This is a genomic window from Brevibacillus reuszeri, assembly GCF_001187725.1.
GTDB classification, from domain to species: domain Bacteria; phylum Bacillota; class Bacilli; order Brevibacillales; family Brevibacillaceae; genus Brevibacillus; species Brevibacillus reuszeri.
The window spans coordinates 240,869-258,349 of sequence record NZ_LGIQ01000017.1 but is presented as its reverse complement, the minus strand read 5'-3'; the positions used below and the strand labels follow the sequence as shown (position 1 = coordinate 258,349).

Annotated in this window: 21 protein-coding genes; 10 read left to right on the top strand and 11 right to left on the bottom strand. The window is 48.8% G+C overall.

All coding sequences use genetic code 11. The features are described from left to right. Positions 1 to 164: 164 nt before the first annotated feature. Together ADS79_RS32685 and ADS79_RS32680 are read left to right on the top strand one after the other, a co-directional pair. The gene (locus ADS79_RS32685; RefSeq protein ID WP_049742665.1) at positions 165 to 1,511 is read left to right on the top strand and encodes a PepSY-associated TM helix domain-containing protein; all 1,347 of its coding nucleotides are present in this window, start codon (positions 165 to 167) and stop codon (positions 1,509 to 1,511) included. A 124-nt stretch (positions 1,512 to 1,635) separates the two neighbouring features. Then, positions 1,636 to 2,115, top strand: a complete 480-nt coding sequence (locus ADS79_RS32680) for a zinc ribbon domain-containing protein (RefSeq protein WP_049742664.1) — start codon at positions 1,636 to 1,638, stop codon at positions 2,113 to 2,115. A gap of 92 nt (positions 2,116 to 2,207) precedes the next feature. Here the strand turns inward: ADS79_RS32680 and ADS79_RS32675 are convergent, their stop codons facing one another. The 3 genes from ADS79_RS32675 to ADS79_RS32665 all read right to left on the bottom strand — a co-directional run bounded on the left by ADS79_RS32675 (position 2,208) and on the right by ADS79_RS32665 (position 3,557). Then, entirely contained in the window at positions 2,208 to 2,780 is a 573-nt protein-coding gene (locus ADS79_RS32675; RefSeq protein ID WP_049742663.1) for a GNAT family N-acetyltransferase, read from the bottom strand. Next, a complete protein-coding gene (locus ADS79_RS32670; RefSeq protein ID WP_084766164.1) occupies positions 2,777 to 2,974 on the bottom strand; it encodes a DUF3951 domain-containing protein in 198 nt (65 codons plus the stop codon). Before ADS79_RS32670 ends, ADS79_RS32675 begins: the two co-directional genes overlap by 4 nt. A gap of 121 nt (positions 2,975 to 3,095) precedes the next feature. Then, entirely contained in the window at positions 3,096 to 3,557 is a 462-nt protein-coding gene (locus ADS79_RS32665) for a Slp family lipoprotein (protein WP_236700179.1), read from the bottom strand. Between the two features lie 223 nt (positions 3,558 to 3,780). Between ADS79_RS32665 and ADS79_RS32660 the strand changes: the two genes are divergently transcribed. Next, a complete protein-coding gene (locus tag ADS79_RS32660; protein WP_049742661.1) occupies positions 3,781 to 3,981 on the top strand; it encodes a cold-shock protein in 201 nt (66 codons plus the stop codon). A gap of 97 nt (positions 3,982 to 4,078) precedes the next feature. Here ADS79_RS32660 and ADS79_RS32655 read toward each other — a convergent pair whose 3' ends face one another. Then, positions 4,079 to 4,282, bottom strand: coding sequence for a hypothetical protein (locus ADS79_RS32655; RefSeq protein ID WP_236700178.1), 204 nt, complete (start codon positions 4,280 to 4,282; stop codon positions 4,079 to 4,081). Positions 4,283 to 4,408: 126 nt separating this feature from the next. Beyond that, the gene (gene pdxR, locus ADS79_RS32650; RefSeq protein ID WP_049742805.1) at positions 4,409 to 5,839 is read right to left on the bottom strand and encodes a MocR-like pyridoxine biosynthesis transcription factor PdxR; all 1,431 of its coding nucleotides are present in this window, start codon (positions 5,837 to 5,839) and stop codon (positions 4,409 to 4,411) included. A gap of 129 nt (positions 5,840 to 5,968) precedes the next feature. On the opposite strand from pdxR, the gene ADS79_RS32645 reads away from it, so the two are divergent. Further along, on the top strand, positions 5,969 to 6,763 hold the full coding sequence (locus ADS79_RS32645; protein ID WP_049742659.1) for a thymidylate synthase: 795 nt from the start codon (positions 5,969 to 5,971) through the stop codon (positions 6,761 to 6,763). Continuing rightward, a complete protein-coding gene (locus tag ADS79_RS32640; protein ID WP_049742658.1) occupies positions 6,760 to 7,233 on the top strand; it encodes a dihydrofolate reductase in 474 nt (157 codons plus the stop codon). The genes ADS79_RS32645 and ADS79_RS32640 overlap by 4 nt, the downstream gene beginning before the upstream one ends. An 80-nt stretch (positions 7,234 to 7,313) precedes the next feature. Here the strand turns inward: ADS79_RS32640 and ADS79_RS32635 are convergent, their stop codons facing one another. From ADS79_RS32635 to ADS79_RS32625, 3 genes are read right to left on the bottom strand one after another with little or no spacing between them, the layout of a single operon-like run. Beyond that, complete coding sequence (locus ADS79_RS32635) at positions 7,314 to 8,141, bottom strand: class I SAM-dependent methyltransferase (protein WP_049742657.1); 828 nt, start codon at positions 8,139 to 8,141, stop codon at positions 7,314 to 7,316. A 17-nt stretch (positions 8,142 to 8,158) separates the two neighbouring features. Continuing rightward, complete coding sequence (gene yqeK, locus ADS79_RS32630) at positions 8,159 to 8,776, bottom strand: bis(5'-nucleosyl)-tetraphosphatase (symmetrical) YqeK (protein ID WP_049742656.1); 618 nt, start codon at positions 8,774 to 8,776, stop codon at positions 8,159 to 8,161. Positions 8,777 to 8,797: 21 nt separating this feature from the next. After that, positions 8,798 to 8,983 carry a hypothetical protein gene (locus ADS79_RS32625; protein WP_049742655.1) on the bottom strand — a complete coding sequence of 62 codons (186 nt, stop codon included), beginning with the start codon at positions 8,981 to 8,983 and terminating at the stop codon, positions 8,798 to 8,800. A 179-nt stretch (positions 8,984 to 9,162) separates the two neighbouring features. On the opposite strand from ADS79_RS32625, the gene ADS79_RS32620 reads away from it, so the two are divergent. The 3 genes from ADS79_RS32620 (at position 9,163) to ADS79_RS32610 (ending at position 12,654) form a co-directional block, all read left to right on the top strand. Further along, entirely contained in the window at positions 9,163 to 10,158 is a 996-nt protein-coding gene (locus ADS79_RS32620; protein ID WP_049742654.1) for a histidinol phosphate phosphatase domain-containing protein, read from the top strand. Between the two features lie 81 nt (positions 10,159 to 10,239). Continuing rightward, complete coding sequence (locus ADS79_RS32615) at positions 10,240 to 11,433, top strand: M20 metallopeptidase family protein (RefSeq protein ID WP_049742653.1); 1,194 nt, start codon at positions 10,240 to 10,242, stop codon at positions 11,431 to 11,433. Between the two features lie 111 nt (positions 11,434 to 11,544). After that, positions 11,545 to 12,654, top strand: coding sequence for a YheC/YheD family endospore coat-associated protein (locus ADS79_RS32610; RefSeq protein WP_049742652.1), 1,110 nt, complete (start codon positions 11,545 to 11,547; stop codon positions 12,652 to 12,654). A 181-nt stretch (positions 12,655 to 12,835) separates the two neighbouring features. Here the strand turns inward: ADS79_RS32610 and ADS79_RS35790 are convergent, their stop codons facing one another. Together ADS79_RS35790 and ADS79_RS32605 are read right to left on the bottom strand one after the other, a co-directional pair. Continuing rightward, positions 12,836 to 12,979 (bottom strand): hypothetical protein, encoded by a 144-nt coding sequence (locus tag ADS79_RS35790; RefSeq protein ID WP_162839561.1) that lies wholly within the window; start codon positions 12,977 to 12,979, stop codon positions 12,836 to 12,838. Positions 12,980 to 13,065: 86 nt separating this feature from the next. Then, the gene (locus ADS79_RS32605) at positions 13,066 to 13,335 is read right to left on the bottom strand and encodes a hypothetical protein (RefSeq protein WP_049742651.1); all 270 of its coding nucleotides are present in this window, start codon (positions 13,333 to 13,335) and stop codon (positions 13,066 to 13,068) included. A gap of 476 nt (positions 13,336 to 13,811) precedes the next feature. Here ADS79_RS32605 and ADS79_RS32600 point away from each other — a divergent pair, with 476 nt between their 5' ends. Both ADS79_RS32600 and cimA read left to right on the top strand, forming a co-directional pair. Next, positions 13,812 to 14,651 carry an alpha/beta hydrolase gene (locus ADS79_RS32600; RefSeq protein WP_049742650.1) on the top strand — a complete coding sequence of 280 codons (840 nt, stop codon included), beginning with the start codon at positions 13,812 to 13,814 and terminating at the stop codon, positions 14,649 to 14,651. 224 nt (positions 14,652 to 14,875) lie between these two features. Next, on the top strand, positions 14,876 to 16,498 hold the full coding sequence (gene cimA, locus ADS79_RS32595) for a citramalate synthase (RefSeq protein WP_049742804.1): 1,623 nt from the start codon (positions 14,876 to 14,878) through the stop codon (positions 16,496 to 16,498). Positions 16,499 to 16,532: 34 nt separating this feature from the next. Here the strand turns inward: cimA and ADS79_RS32590 are convergent, their stop codons facing one another. Continuing rightward, positions 16,533 to 17,405: a helix-turn-helix transcriptional regulator gene (locus ADS79_RS32590; protein ID WP_049742649.1), complete on the bottom strand. Its 873-nt coding sequence runs from the start codon at positions 17,403 to 17,405 to the stop codon at positions 16,533 to 16,535. Positions 17,406 to 17,481 lie beyond the last annotated feature (76 nt).

Here is a 17,481-nt window from a genome sequence, read left to right as displayed (position 1 = left end):
TTCACGACACTGCCACAATTCCCCTTCAAAATAGCCATGTCGAGTCATTCAGCTGTTGCCTGTAAAAATTTTATACTCTTCATGGATGAAGTCTGTGCGAATCATAGCGGCAACGTGTATGAACCGCAAGTCTTCGACGAAATCGACATAGGGGAGAAGAGGGCATGGGCAATTATAATCGTTTTTGGCGGTGGCATTTTTATGCGGCGATCTTTATCACACCTCTGCTGATCACGCTGACTTTAAGCGGCATTGGTTATTTGTATTACACCGATGTTGAAAACAGGGCGTACGCGGATTTGTTTTTTGGAAAAAGCAACAAGTCAGAAAAGCTCACGCTGGATGAGGGAATGAAACAGGCGAGTAATCAATTTGAAGGCTTTGCCGTATCCAAGATCATCGTGCTAGACGAGCCATACAATACGCGTCTGACCATGAAAAATGCAACGGGTGATCAAAGGTACATATTTTTGGATCCGAGGAACCAGCTGATCGGCAGTCAGGACGCGCGATACACGTTTTCTAATGTCATGCGCGATACACACAGCTCGCTTTTTGTAGGCGGCACTGTCGTGAACTACCTGGTCGAGCTGGCGGCCAGTTGGGCAATATTTTTGCTGCTGTCCGGCATTTATATGACCTTTAAAGGACGAGTGTGGAAGAAAAGAGAAAAGATGTCACCGCGACAGAGTAACAAGAGATGGCACGCGATTGTTGGTACGATGATTACCATTCCGATGATCGTCATTATTTTTACCGGCTTGCCCTGGTCCGCTTTTATGGGGGATTTCATCTATACTGCTTCACAAAAATATCCGTCCCTTGGGCAGCCACAGGTAGAGCCGCTTACTTCTGACATGAGCGAGGTTCCGTGGGCGACCCGTAAAAATGAAGCGCCGACCTCAACCGATGCACATGCTCATCATGGCGCAATGACTGCTGCTCCGGACCTGTCAAATACAAGCAATCGGCTGCCGATTGAGCAGCTGATGCAAAAAGTGGAGGAAGCTCGTATTACGAAGCCGTATTCCATCGTATATCCAAGCAGCGACGATGGCGTTTATACGGTCTCCAAAAGCAGCAATACGGGGGTTACCGGTCTGGATGTCAGTCCGTATGAGGAAATGACCGCCTATTTCGATCAGTATAGTGGAAGATTGATTGCGCAGACTGGCTACGAAGATTACGGTATTTTGGCCAAATGGTTTACCTGGGGAATCCCGCTGCATGAGGGGCACTTATTTGGCTGGGCCAACAAGCTGTTGAACACGGTTGTTTGTCTTTGCTTCTTGCTCGTGATTTTCTGGGGCATCAAAACGTGGCTATTTCGCAAGGCCGAGCAGAAGTCCTTTGCACCGCCAAAGGTTTCGAACAGGCTCTCTATTGGCTTCATCAGCCTGATGGTGATTTTAGGTGTGATCATGCCTTTATTCGGCATCTCGTTGCTCGTCATCGCATTGATCGAAGGCATTTTGTTTGTCACGAGAGGGAAAAGAGAGCGTACTGTCTAACAAGCTGGGGGAGAGCTGCGGACAGCCAGCGCCAGTACCACAGTAATCGGCTGGAACACTGTCGAATATCCATATTCATATAGCGTAATCAACGATGGATAAAATCAGGCAGGGGCATGAAGCAATGTTGAAGGAAAAAGGGATTGGTCAGGAGATAGGAGAGGAGGTCCATATGAGCTTTCTGGATAAATTAAAGCAGGGAGTTACAGATGCGGGGCAAAAGGCAAAGACCGTCGTAGAAATCAATCGCCTGAAGCTACAGGCGCAAGACTTGGCAAAGCAGGTCGAGGAAAAGCAAGCCAAGATCGGAGAAATCGTTTTTATGTCATTTTCGCAAAACCAGACAGTAACGGTCACATCGGAAATCGAAGGCTACTGCCACGAGATTGTGGAGATTCAGAGCGAGATCAAGCAGCTTCACAGTAAAATCAAGGAGTTGAACAACGAAAAGGTATGTGATTGCGGAAAGGTCGTTTCCCTGGAAACCAAATTTTGCCCGACCTGCGGCCATCAATTCAGTATGCCACCTGAGATCATTGATATTTCAGCCATTTCTCCCCCTCTGCAAGAAACGAAGAATCCCAACGATCCAAAGAACGACTAAGCTGATTCATCCGAATACAGAGGAGCCCTCTTTGCATGATTTTTCTGCAAAAAGGGCCCTGTTTTTTTCCAAATAGATGTAAAGCCTACAGTCTAATCTTTGCGTGCTTCCCATTCCTCGCGCAGCATCCCCATTTTGATCGCATCGTAGTATTCCCCACGCACGATTCTTGCCTTGCGTACGCGTGCTTCCTCAATCATTCCACAGTAAGCAGCAAGCCGCATCATGCGTTCATTGCCAGACCAGGTGCCGATTCCCAAACGGACCGTATCCATGTGGGTGAACAAGTAATCGATCCACATTTGGAATGCTTCGCGACCATAACCGTTGGACCAGTATCGGGAGTCGTAGATGACGATGCCGATTTCGCACCAGTTTGTCTCTTCGGAAATCCAGTACCGACCAACACTGCCTTTCAGTTTCCCGTCTATTTCGATGATCAGCTCGGTTCGTGGGTCATCAGTTCCGACAAGCGCCAATGATTCGGCGTAGCGGGGGAGAGAATGGTATTCCTCCTTACTGAGCGATTCCAATGGCTTATAGGGTCCATTCCAGTTGAGGTGCTCGCGATCATCTGCCTCGTATTTCCAATAGTAAATCTCATCGATATCTTCTTTGCGGATGTCTCTCAGCAGCACTTTTTTCCCTTGTAAATGCACGGTCATGAATGTACCCCTTTCTTTTCTTTTGGCTGTTTTCTGCTATTTTTTTCCTTGTCGTCGCCCTCTTCGTCCTCTGCTTCTTTCTTTTCGATTTTTTCTTCGTGATACTCGATTGGAGTTTGTCCGAACATGCGGTCCAAAGGGGTGTAGTAATGCTCTATGGAGACGGCGATAATCAGACCAGACATCATAAGCATAGCAGTCATCCTTTCAAACAAAAACGGCTTTTACCGGTTTACGATTGGAGCCTGCGAGTAGTTTCAAAGAAAAACCCCCTTACATGAACGCTTGGTTCAACAAAGGGGGTTACGTCGCAGCTTATTCTACTTGAACCTGACCACTGTTATCCAAGCTTACCTTGAACTCCTTTACAACAGTCGGCTCAGCACCCGGGTTCTTCAAATCTTGTTTTACGACCTTAAATGTACCGTCGCCACTCAGTTGGCCCTTGTACTCAACCGAGAACATATCCGATTTGTAAAAGCTGAAGTTGGCTAGCTCCGTTTTCTGCAATTCTTCTGTCAACAGCTTGCCATCCCCGCTAAACATCGCTTTGCGCAATGCTTCCGAGGAATCGTACTTTTGCTGTAAATACGTTTTTAATTGTTGAGCTACCTCTGATTCGGCGAGTTGTTTGCCAGCCTCAACCACCTGTTTTCCCGTTTCAATGGCCTGCTTCCCTGTTTCTACAGCCTGCTCTGCTGTTTGGATTCCTTCGGATATTTCTGAGCAGGCTGTAAGCATCAGCGCGCACACCACGATGAATGCCTTGCGCATCATTCTAAAACACCCCTTTTTCCCTTCTCTCTTACCCTTATTTACGAATCGGATAAGAAAACGTTTCAAGATATAATCATACGCGCATATATTTGACCGGAAACGATTTTTGCATGCAGGAGCACCCCTCCCATGGTTTTTTTCTTTTCGTGTATCTCCACTTTCTCGGCATCCGCATATGATGGGGTAAGCGTAAGAGCTGCATTGATTACAGGGAGGAAACACAATGATTCAAGGGAAAGTAAAATGGTTCAGCAAGGAAAAGGGCTATGGCTTTATTGAGAGAGATGGAGGTCCAGACGTTTTCGTTCACTATTCCGCCATCACTGGATCGGGATATCGCAATCTGGAGGAAGGCGAGCAGGTTGTGTTCGAGATCGTAAATGGGCAAAGGGGACTGCAGGCAGCAAATGTAGCTCGCAAGTAGTTAGAAATGGATTCTGACAAAGCAACCGGGTGACTTATCCCTCTCGATAATCCAGACGCCATCTCATCAAATTGATGGGACGGCGTCTTTGTTGCGGCTAAAGATTATAGAGGTAAACAGACAAGGCAATCAGCAAAATCAGGGTAACGATCCCGTAAATATAAAGCAGATTACGGGAACGATGGCCAAAGCTCCGTTGAGTGGCTTCCTCCGGATTAAGTCCGATGCGAAACGTCAAGACGAAAGCGACGAAGACCAAAACGAAAACAGCAATAATAAATGGCGTAACTGACATAGTCATGTATCCGTCCTTTCTGTAGATGACAGTCATCTTCCGGTGATCATATATGGAGATGCTTATGTTTTCTTTCCTCGATCATATAACGATCAACGAAAAAAATGGTCATCCACTTCAAGGTTTTTTTGCTCATCCACTGGAAGTGAAAGCTTCTTTAAAACGGGAGACAGCCTCAGGGAGATGCTCAAGCTGGGCACGCCCAAATGTGAAGCGGACAAACCCTTTTTGTGCGCCAAAGAGATGACCAGGGACGAATACGACTCCACGTTTTACCGATTCGGTTAGCAGGCGCTGCTCACTCCATTCTCCTATCAGCTGACACCATAAATGGATGCCGCCCTCAGGAGTGATCAGCTTTACCTGATCCTCGAACTGGTCTTGCAAAGAAAACGCCAGCTGGTCGCAGCGGATGGCCAGCTGTGTGCGCAGCTTGTCGATATGGCTGACAAAATCCGGTGATTGCAGGAAGCGGTCAGCGAGCCATTGTGGAAAGATACTGTGCCCAAAATCGAATTGCTGCTTGGCATCAGCCAATCGCTCGATGACGGTTTGTGGTCCGATAATCCAGCCTATACGCAGGCCAGACGCTACGATTTTGGTGAGGGAGCTGATGTAGAGAACCGTTCCATGCTTGTCGAGTGATTTGAGCGTAGGGACGGCTTCATGAGCAAAGGACGTCAGACTATAGGGATCATCCTCGATAATCGGGATGCCGTTTTCAGCCGAGATCTGGAGCAGTCGCCTGCGCCGTGAGAGTGACAGCAGCGTACCAGTCGGATTTTGATAGTTTGGATTGAGAAAGACCATCTTGATCCGATGCTTGCGATGCAGGTCCGCCAGCTGATCCGGATCGATCCCCTCCTCATCCATGGGAAGGGGAAACGTGCGCAAGCCTGCAGAATGAAACAGCGGCAAGGAGTAGCAATACGAAGGCTCCTCGATGGCTACAGCATCACCTGGCTTGAGCAGGCATTGGACAACCAGATGCAGCGCCTGTTGTGCGCCGGAAGTGACCAAGATGGAGGTGGGAGGAGCATCGATACTTCTCCACGTTTTCATGTGCCCAGTCAAGGTTTCGCGCAGTGACCAGTTCCCAAGCGGATGCTCATAGCCCAAATGAACAGGAAAGTCCTCTGCGGTCATTAATTGTTTGATAGCAGCATGGGGGACGAGATCAGGTGACAGCTCTCCGCTTGCCAGATCGATCAGCTCGTGCTCATGTGTCTCCCGGCGAATTTTTTGAATCAAGGGCAGGTTCGGCCGAAACGAGCCAGTCTCCGTCAGATGGCGCCAATTCGGCACGCGTGTCCGAGCCAATCCCCATATATCCCGGCTTACGAGCGTTCCGCTTCCTTGTCTGCGCTCAACGACCCCGGATGCCTGTAATTCATCATACGCAGCGACAATCGTCGACCGATTGACGTGAAGCTCTTTGGCCAAGGAGCGTTCTGATGGCAAAAAGCTGCCTGGCCCAAACTCTCCACTACTGATTCGCTGCTCAATCTGCTCTGCAATTTGCTTGTAAATCGGCTTTGTTGAAGTCGTCATTCTATCATCCATGACCATCCTGCCCTCTTTCTAAAATACGGTGCATATCCCATAACTATCCTGCTCATTATAGCATGGATTTCATCATTCAATTTTGCTGCAGTTTGGTTTAGTATAGATGGGTGGAAGGAGTGTTGCGAGATGAAACAATATCTGGACTTGTGCCAGCGAATTTTGGACGAGGGAGTCACCAAGGAAGATCGGACAGGTACGGGGACGATTAGCGTTTTTGGTCATCAAATGCGCTTTGATCTGAGCGAGGGCTTCCCAATGGTGACAACGAAAAAATTACACACAAGATCGATCATTCATGAGCTATTGTGGTTTTTGTCAGGAGATACCAATATTCGTTATCTGCAAGAAAACGGCGTGCGCATCTGGAACGAATGGGCAGATGAGAATGGTGATCTGGGACCAGTTTATGGCAAGCAGTGGCGTTCTTTTGCAGGGCGTGACGGCAAAACCGTCGACCAGATCCAATGGGTGATTGACGAGATCAAGCGCAACCCTGATTCGCGCCGCTTGGTTGTCAGTGCGTGGAACCCTGCTGAAGTGGATAAAATGGCGTTGCCACCATGCCACTTGTTGTTTCAGTTTTACGTAGCAAATGGCAAGCTTTCCTGCCAGCTGTATCAGCGCAGTGCCGACACGTTTTTGGGCGTACCGTTCAACATCGCAAGCTACGCTTTGCTGACGCATATGATGGCACATGTAACAGGGCTGGAGGTCGGAGATTTTGTTCATACAATCGGAGATGCCCACCTGTATACAAATCATCTGGAGCAGGTCAAGCTGCAGCTCAGCCGCGAACCGATGGCTTTGCCAAAGCTGAAGCTCAACCCGGAAGTAACTTCGATTTTTGATTTTACCTTCGATGATATTGAAATCGTGGGCTACGAATCGCATCCGCATATCAAGGGTGAGGTGGCTGTATGATCAGCCTGATTGTCGCTTATGCACGTGGCCAGGTGATTGGCAAGGACGGGGACATGCCATGGCATCTACCTGCTGATCTGAAAAACGTCAAGGAATTAACGACAGGCAAAACGATTGTCATGGGCCGCAGGACATACGAATCGATCGGAAAGCCACTGCCGAATCGTCGCAATGTCGTACTGACGAGAAGCCGCGATTTTAAGCCCGATGGAGTCGAGGTTGTCCATACAAAAGAAGAGGTAATGGCGCTTGGAGACGTCATCATTTTTGGTGGAGCAGAGATTTACCGACAGTTCCTCGATAATGTAGATCGCCTGTACATTACCGAAATTGATCTGGAAACAGAGGGCGACACGTTTTTCCCGGAGTGGGATCGCGAGGCGTACACCATGGTGGACAAGCGCGAAGGAATTGTGGATGAGAAAAACCAGGTTCCGCATACGTTTTATACGTTTGATCGGAAGAAATAAGTTGCCGGAATGGCACTGAAGATGGGAAAAGAAATAGACCTCTTAAAACAGCTGTATGGTTGTTGAAGAGGTCTATTTGGTTAACGAGGAAAACTCTCAGCCTTCTTCCCGATATAAAGCAGATGGGAAGACATCCCGAGCAGAGCTGGATCAGTTGCTGTTTCAATCAATAACTGGATGACTTTCTCAGCTTCTCCGCGCTCCTGCCAATAACGCCAGTGCTCCGTAGTCAAAACGGCTCCAATGTTCGTTGAACCAATCAACTGGATTGTTTGAAAACCGAAAGATTCCATAAAAGGGCTGATTTCATCGACAGGATAGAAATAGGCACCTGTGAAGCGTCCCTCCTCTGTATGATCAAAGATTCCTGTCTGATAAAAATCATGGATGGCATCTATTTGATGATGTGGCTTCCAGTTTTCTGGAGCCATGAATGCAGACATGATGTGATTGGATCTCGAGCGAAAGGCGACAAAAACGATTCCGTCTTTTTGGGTAACACGGTGTAGCTCTTTTGCCGCCGCAGCACGATCTTGTTCCTTTTGCAGATGATACATGGGGCCAAGCATGAGAGAGGCATCGAAAGCTTCATCTGGGAAATGGCTGAGATCGCGTGCATCTGCCACATGAAAGCCTTGAAACTGATGCAGCAATCCAAATTCGGTTGCCTTTTGACGAGCGAGGTCCACGAGCTTGGGAGTGAGGTCAGCAAGGGTTATCCGATAGCCTGCTTTGGCTAGCTGCAAGGAATACTTTCCAGGGCCTGCACCAATATCCAGCACAGTACCTGATCCAGGCAAGTGCTGCTTCATGTAGTGCCAGTTAATGAGAAACTCAAGTGGCTCGCGATCAAGTCTTGTCCATTCTTTTTCTACAAAGAAGGAATAGTAATCGACTACATGACTCACAGTTGTTCACCTGCTTTCTACACATGGATGGTTTGACAAAGGTAGCGATACGCCTCTATCAACCAAGGATGTACAACCCTTAGCTTCTCCCGCTGCTCCCACAAATAGGTGAGGTAGACGAGAGCGGCGTGTTCCAGGGATTTGTCCAATGCGGATAAGAGCGCATGGAGATAGGGAGGTGTGCCTGTTTGATCCCACTCGATCTTGTCGGCGACAAACAGAACGAGGTCCATGCGAGAGGGCTGGGCCTTTAGGGTGGTATGGCACTCGATGGCATTCAAGACGGCCTCATCTTGAATGGAAAACAAATCACAGGCCATGGCTTTGGAAATTTTCTGATGAATGATCATGGGAAAGACGTACTCCTCGGGCAAAATCTCGATGCCGAGCTTTTCTGCAATCGCAATCCGGTGATGATTCGGGAAAACCGCGCTAATGTCGTGCAAGTATCCAGCTGTCCTGGCGCCCAGCGGTTCAACGTCAAAACGGATTGCCAAACGAGCTGCCTCCTCGGCTACACGCTTGGAATGTGAGGCGGTATGCTCAAAGCCATGCAGGTTCAAAAGGCTTTCTGCATCTACCGCTACATCATGAACCCGCGACCAGCCTTCTCTCAGCTGTGCGTATGCCTCCATCGTCCATTCTCCCTTTCCCCATCAAGGTCTGTCTCCGGACTGATTCACGTTTCTTGCTTCTGTGTCGGTCGCACTCGTGTGTGTTGCAGGTAAACCTTCTCCTGAGAAATGATCCGGCTGTCCATAGCGGTTTTGCTTCATCAGACTGCTGACGTAGGCGAGAGCGAGAAAACAAGCAATAATGCCTCCCAAAACCATCCACAACATGACGAGTCCCCCTTTAAGCGAATCGTTCCAATGAGTTACGAAAATTCCTTTTTATTCCATTTTCCATTATACACTCTCTGGGCATGATTTGCCTCCTGTAGATATGCGACATATGTCCTGCTTTTTCAGCATAAAAACAATAGAAAATAGCTGTGGACAATCCCATGGAGGGGATCGGGATGAGAGTTGATTTTCATGTGCATCTAGAGGAAGGTCCGTACTCGTCACAATGGCTGCATCAGCTCACTGAAACGCTGGGGTCGTTGCTTGGCGATGAGAAAGACGGGGGCAGACGAGAATGGGCGTACGAAATGGTTGGACAGCTTGCAAAACGGCTCAGACAAGGTCCCTATTCACGGGAATGGCTGGACCTATACCGCGCTTACGCCAAGCAAACGGGGATTGAGGCAGTATGTATCGTTGAGCACATGTACAGGTTTGCAGAGCTCAGGGAGCTATATGAGCAGCATGTGCATCTTTCGGAGGATCGCTTGGGACAAATACAGCGTCGTTGGCTGGATCGCGTCATGAACGATTCCCTGCATGCGTATACGGCTTTTTTGCAGGGAGAAAAGCAGCGCTGGCATGACGATGGGGTAGAACTGCGGATTGGCATCGAGCTCGATTATTTTCCAGGTGCAGAAAGTGAGCTTGCTCATGTGATAGAAGCCTACCCTTGGGATGTTTGCATGGGCTCCGTTCATTTTATTCAGGGCTGGGGCTTTCATCATCCAGAAACAAAGGACAAGTTTGGGAGAATGGATTTGCCTGTTTTGTATGGCCGGTATTTTGATCTGGTGCAGCAAGCTGTCGAAAGCAAACTATTTGACGTCATCGCACACATCGATGGCATCAAGCTGTTTGGTTATCGCCCTGATGAGACAGCCCTCTTGGCTTACTACCAGCGTGTAGCGAGAGCGCTCAGGCGATGGGATGTGGCGACGGAAATCAGCACAGGCTACCTCTCTTCTCCGATGAGAGAGATTTCTCCGAGCTTGCGGATGCTGGAAATTCTCGCTCATCACGAGGTGCCGATTACGACTTCTTCAAACGCGTTTTTCCCCGATCAGGTAGGTCAGCATCTCGATGAAGCGCATGCACAGCTCAAACGCGCGGGCATCACAGCCATTTCCAGCTTTGAAAAAAGAAAGCGAAGTCTCTTGCCGCTCGATTAGTCAAGCCCCCATTTCTCTTTCGTTTCTGCTATGATAAGTGTACGAGAAACGATAAGAGCAGCATGTGGGAGGAGAAACGCGATGTCTTTACAAGCACAATTAAACGAGCTGCTGGCAGAGATGGAGCCACAAATCATTAGCTGGAGACGCCATCTGCATCAGCATCCTGAATTGTCTTTCCAAGAAGAGAAAACACCTGCCATGATTGCAGAAATTTTGACGGGACTTGGCTTTGATGAAGTGCGCACAGGTGTAGGTGGTCGCGGAGTAGTAGGCGTTTTACGGGGCGGCAAGCCAGGAGCAGTAGTGGCCCTGCGCGCTGATTTCGATGCGTTGCCGATTCAAGACCAAAAAGAAGTCGAGTACAAATCGACAGTACCCGGTGTGATGCATGCTTGTGGTCATGATGCACATACCTCCCAGCTGTTGGGACTAGCCTCTGTCCTGGCACCTCGACGCGACCAGTTTGCTGGTGAGATTCGCTTCTTGTTCCAGCATGCGGAGGAAGAATCACCAGGTGGAGCGATTCAGATGGCTGCGGATGGAGCGGTAGATGGCGTCGATGCGGTATTTGGGGTCCATCTCTGGTCCATGCTGCCTGTAGGCAAAGTATTTATTAGCCCAGGACCGATTATGGCAAACACGGATGATTTCGTGATCGATATCAAGGGTCAGGGAGGTCATGGTGCGGTACCGGAAGAAACGGTTGACTCTATCGTGATCGGGTCGCAAATCGTAGGCGGTTTGCAGACGATTGCCAGCCGCAACGTCAGTCCACTGGCAAGTGTAGTTGTGACTGTAGGGACTTTTCAGGGCGGGGATAACAACAATATCATTGCTGACAGCTGCCGCCTTACAGGAACCGTTCGCTCGTTTTTGCCAGAGGTTCGCGACCGTGCAGAGCAACGTTTGATAGAGATTGCAGAGGGGACAGCTGCTATGCTCGGTGGTAGTGCGACGGTTCTCTACGATCGTGGTTATCCAGCCGTTATTAATAATGAAAAAGAAGCAAAAATTGCCGAGGAAGCCGCAATTGCAGCGTTTGGGGCAGATCGGGTAGAGCCGATGAAGCCGCTCATGGGTGGAGAAGATTTTTCGTATTATTTGGAAAAGGTTCCAGGCGCCTATTTATTCGTAGGGGCTGGCAATCCGGACAAATTGGCGAAGTACCCCCATCACCATCCGCGCTTCGACATTGACGAGGATTGCATGCTGATTGCTGGTGAGCTATTGGGACGTACAGCGCTTCACTATTTGGAAAAACATCAGGGCTAACCTATGAAAATGCGCTTTTGCCTATCACGGGTAAAGGCGCTTTTTTTTGGTTTCAGCCATAAACTGATAGGGAGAAAGGGCGAATGTACACAAAGGAGGGGAGTGCCCCCGGTGAGGAAACGGATTGGCATACTAACCTACCGAGGAGAAACAGGATTTGTTGAACCAGATTTTCTGAGCCGGCTGGTAAAGGAAGGAATAAAGATGGGCGCGGAGGTCTTCGTGTTTGGTCCGCAGGATGTCCGTTTTTCGATCCGCCAAATCAGAGGCTATGTCCCGCAGGAGACGGGCTGGACCAGTGAATGGTACGGTTGGCCCGACATCGTGATTGACCGTTATCGCTATTATCCGTTAGCCAAGCATAGCATCTATCTGCCTTTTCGCAAGCAGCCCTGGTTTCGCTATGCGAATAGCCGCTTCTCAAATAAATATCGGGTTCATCAAGTTCTGGTGCAGGACCCAGCGCTTCAGCAATGGTTGCCCGAGACATGCCCGTATTCCAAGGAGACGCTGTTTACCATGTTGCTGCAGCATCAGATGGTGTACTTGAAACCGACGAATGGCTCGGGAGGCCGGAGCATTCTGCGCGTAGAGCGACAAGCGAACGGGTACATTCTGCACGGAAGGACCAAGCAGCAGGCGAAAAGCAGGGAAAGGCTGTATTCTCTCGTGGAGCTATGCAAGCGGCTGGAAGACTGGATGAGATCCGAAAAAAGTGGAAACGAGCAGTTCTTTTTGCAGCAAGGGCTCCAGCTTTCCTTGATTCCAGGAAGAACAATCGATGCCAGATTGCTGGTACAAAAGGACGGCACCGGGGAATGGCGACTTACAGGCATGGGGATGCGCATAGGGGCCAGTCGTTCCTCGACCTCCAATCTTCACGGAGGAGGATCAGCGGTGCCGGCTGCAGCTTTTTTGATCAATCGGTTCGGCCGGGAAGAAGCAGAGCGGATCATCGTGGAGTGCAAGGAGCTGGCACTGAAAACGGTGTCGCGAATCGAGCAGCACTACGGGAAAATGATGGAGTTTGGCTTTGATCTCGGAATCGATAAGAACGGAAAAGTATGGATCATCGAGATTAATCCCAAGCCGGGAAGGGAAATTTTTCGACAGCTGGGACAGCATAAGCGATACTTACAAGCGGTACGCAGACCGCTGGAGTACGCATTATACCTGGCTGATCAAATAGAAGAGAGAGAACCATCCCTCAAGCTTTTCTAGGATCTTCGGGACTGACCCCATAATGTAAAACAAAGCAAGACACCTTCAAGATAATGCGACCATGTCTGAAATATGGCGACAACTTGGAGGTGTTTTTCTGTGGCAACGAGAGTACGTTATCCTGAAGAAATCAGGCTAGAGGGTGTTGAAAGGGGAGGGTGGAGGGCCTATCAGTCAGTGATCAAGGCAGATCACGAGCATTTCGCTGCATCATAATTGAAAAGAAAATAATAGCTCCAGACCCTATAAAGCCAATAACACTCATCAGCGTAAAGGACCAAAAAGCAAATATCAAACCAATCATCATTTTCAAAAGGCTTTTCATGCTTTATTCTCCCTGTTCTAAATGCCGTAGTTCCGACAACAAAAATAACCCCCGGGATTTCCGAGGGCAGTTGATAGATTTAGCATTTACGGTGTTGTTCGAGTAATAGTATTTCCATGAATATCCTTTATTGCTCCATCAATAAAAGTAACGTAATTCCCTGGCTCAAGAGATACACCCAAGCTGGTGAAAATGCTTAGGAGTGGGCTGTCGGGATTGGAATTATCCCACATGATGAAGTTGACTAAGCCACCGCCCCATTCTCCATCCGCATATCCAAACGATTTTACCACTTTTTGCTTAGCTAGTGTTTCAGCGGATAAAGCTTTATCAAAACGAATAGTGATGATAGTCATGTCACCCCCACTTATAATGCTAGCAGTTGCTGGTGGTTCGCTATTCTCGACTTATACCCTTCTCTTTAGGGTTTTCGTCCGAGCCTACACCGTGCGGGCGACTTTCATCGCACACGGCGTTCCATCAACGGATAAGAAAGCTATTACAACGGGCAACTTTAACATACACCACGCTTTCAATACTGTCTGCTAACGAAAGTTAACTCTTTTGGTTGCAGTTTTGGAAATGAACCTAGTTAAACAAAACAATCGATTTGATAAATGGGACGGTATAGTATGACAAACATTCCCGCCCAAACCATTTCAACCCTATCATCTCCTAATTTAGGATTCCATTAATCATTACGAACACAACCATTTTTCCCCTTCCTAGTGGAGAGGGTCTTTTTCTTTTGCAGTTGTTTCTTTTAGGGAGGGAACATAGCATACTAGAAGAAACGTGATAGGGATATATATCTATGAAGGAGGAAGAAACGATGAGCCATACTACCTTTTCCATTCCAGCAGGAGAAGATCTGACAATACGCGGGGATGTTCACGCTATGGAGTCAGCAGGGGCAGCTCAGCCATTGCTTATTTTTTGCCATGGCTTCAAAGGCTTTAAGGATTGGGGCAGCTTTCCGTATGTAGCCGAGGAGCTGGCAAAGCGGGGGATTGCCACAATTCGGTTTAATTTCAGCTGCAATGGCGTCGGGGAGAGCCTGACTGATTTTGACGAGCTGGAGAAGTTCGGGCGCAATACATATGCCCGGGAGATTGCCGATTTAACGTTGCTGACGGAATGGATTGCAGCAGGCAAAATTCCGTTGCCAAGCTATGTAGACAAAACAAAACTATATGTACTCGGGCATAGCAAGGGCGGAGGAGATGCCATTTTGTTTGGTGCAGGCAATCCGCATATTGCAGGCATCGTCACCTGGAACGGAATCGCTCATGTCAATTTATTCGATGAGAAGCTGCGCCAGCAAATCGGGGAAAACGGAGTGGGTTACATACCGAATGCACGTACAGGTCAAAACATGCCTATTACACATGTAGTTATTGATGATGTGGATAATAATGCGCAGGAATACGACCTTTTGGAAAAGGTTTCTGCGATGCAACAGCCTCTTTGCATCATCATTGGCGAAAAAGATTTTGTCCGTCTGGTAGAGGGTGCAAAACGTCTGCACGCGGTTGCCAAAAACAGTGAGCTGCACTGGATAGAAGGCGCCGATCATACATTTAACACGCGTCATCCGTTTTCGGGAACTTCGCCTCAGCTCGAGGCAGCAATCGAGCAAACGGCAGCTTTTGTCCGCCACCCACGGACATAGAAAAAACCAGTAATTTCGCGCGTTTTCTTTCCAATTGGGCTATGGTATACTGGGTAACATCCAAAGTTTTAAATGGTGGGATTATTCTGAAAATTTAAGGATTTCTAGGCTCAAATGCCTATGATTTCCGGAACGCATGGAAACTTTCCGCTAAAATGCGGTCGCACTTTCATGCAGAGGCTTCGATAGAGGTTTACTTTAAATTAGCGGAAATGGGTGGAGACATGGAGAGCAAGGTGTATCTGTATGATACGACCCTGCGAGATGGTACGCAGGGAGAAGGGATCAGCCTGTCAGTGGAAGACAAGATAAAGATCGCACTGCGGCTGGATCAATTTGGTATCGATTTTATCGAGGGCGGATGGCCAGGCAGCAATCCAAAGGACATGGCGTTTTTCGAGCGTGTCCGGGAGATTCCGCTGAAACATGCCAAGGTCACTGCTTTTGGAAGTACCTGTCGTCCGAACGTAGCAGCTTCCGAGGATGATAATTTGCAGGCACTGATCGCCAGTGGTGTATCGGCAGCGGCGATTTTCGGGAAGTCTTGGGATTTGCATGTTACAGACGCGCTGAAAACGACATTGGAAGAAAACATACGGATGGTGGCTGATTCCGTCGCTTTCCTCAAAGAAAAAGGCTTGACTACGCTCTTTTTGGCAGAGCATTTCTTTGATGGCTACAAGGCAAATCCTCGCTATGCCCTGCGGGTACTCGAAGCTGCTGAGGAAGCGGGCGCAGACTGGATCGTTTTGTGTGATACAAATGGCGGAAGCCTGCCACATGAAGTGTATGATATTGTGAAGAGCGCTGTGAGTCAGCTACGTGTCCCGATTGGAATTCATCCGCACAACGATAGTGGTGTAGCCGTTGCTAACGCGCTTGCAGCTGTTCAGGCGGGCGCCACGCAGGTGCAGGGCACGATCAATGGAATCGGGGAGCGCTGTGGAAACGTCAACCTGATCTCTGTTGTTCCGAATTTGCAGCTGAAGCTAGGGTTCACCTGTATTTCGAACGAACAGCTGCAAGATTTGACGCAGCTTTCTCGTTATGTCGCTGAGATCGCCAATATGACCCTGCCAAACAATCAACCATTTGTTGGACATAGTGCATTTGCGCACAAGGGTGGAATCCACGTGAGTGCTGTTCTGCGCGATCCAAAAACATATGAGCATATCGAGCCGGAAAATATCGGCAACAAGCGCCGTGTTCTCGTTTCCGAGCTGGCTGGTCAAAGCAACCTGCTGGCAAAAATGGAAGAGCTGGAGATCGATCTCTCGCTGGATCGTGAAAAAGCACGTGAGGTCATTACCCGGATTAAAGAGCGCGAGTTCCAGGGCTATCAGTATGAAGGGGCAGAAGCTTCACTGACTTTGATGCTTTTGGAAGCTGCTGGCAAGCTGAAAAACCTGTTTACGCTCGACTCGTTCAAAATTTTGATGGAAAAAGCGGCTGTGCAATCCATCACATCCGAGGCTACGGTCAAGCTGAGCGTCAACGGCGAAACCGTCCATACCGCAGCAGATGGCAACGGTCCGGTCAATGCGCTCGACAATGCCATGCGAAAAGCGCTGGAATCTTATTATCCATGCATCGCCAATATGCATCTCGCCGATTACAAGGTACGCGTACTGGACGAAAATGGTGCAACAGCGGCAAAGGTTCGCGTTTTGATCGAATCGGCAAGCAACGGAGAAAAATGGAGTACAGTTGGGGTATCTACAAACGTGATCGAAGCGAGCTGGGAAGCGTTAGCGGACAGTATTCGCTACATGCTGTGGAAGGAAGGCTGCGTGGAAGCCGACAATCATGCAGCAGCAGGAGCACGAGTAGGCATCGTCAATCACTAAACGAAAGAAGAACCAAGAAGCCTGGCCACTGTGGTCAGGCTTCTTCTGCGTATGCGCCATTCGATTGCTCGGGCCGTTCCATGAGTTGTCTCAGCTTCATTTCGGTAGCAGAGTCTGGGTCCGGTGTATAAATACTACAGCGCAAATCTGCACTGCCCTGTACTTGTAGCGACGTCAGATGAAAAAGCATCTTTCCAGCTTTTGCATGACGAAATTCAATCAAAACCTCAGGAGCGGAGCTGACTTCACTTTTTTCCCAGAGAGCGAGGAAATCAGGATGCACCTCTTTCATTTCTGCTAAAAAATGCTCGTACCATTCATCCTCTACATACTGGCCGTAATAGGCACGGAAGATGGCGAGAAAGCCGCTCATAAAATGCTCCCAATTCACGGCCAGACGTTGAAACTCTTTTCGTGTAAACAACAGCCGCAGCATGTTTCGCTGCTCATACGGGATTTGTTCAAAATCCATAAACACGTGTGAGGCAGCCTCATTCCATCCGACGATGTGCAAGCGTCTGTCGGAGATGATGCATGGACATGAGCGCAGCTCTCGCAAGATCCGCGCAAGAGATGGACTGATCTGATGAGCCTCTTCCTTTTGGAGAATGACCCCTGTACCTGTTTCCATCGCGAGTGCATAGAGGTATTTTCGCTCATCAACAGTCAGCTGCAATGCTTTCGCGACCGCGTCCAAAACGGAGGGTGACACCTTGATATCCCGTCCTTGCTCGAGCCATGTATACCAGGTTGCACTCACACCTGCCAGCTGGGCTACTTCCTCTCTGCGCAAGCCAGGTGTGCGCCTGCGTGTACCAGGAGCAAGTCCGACAGACTGGGGCAGGATTTTGGCACGCTGTGTTTTCAAAAAAGTAGATAAAGCCTGCAATCTGGTCTGATGATTCATCCGTTTTTCATCCATTCTTTGGTAGTGGTGGTCATTCTGGTATTCATTATACTAGGATAAACAACAACTTGTAATA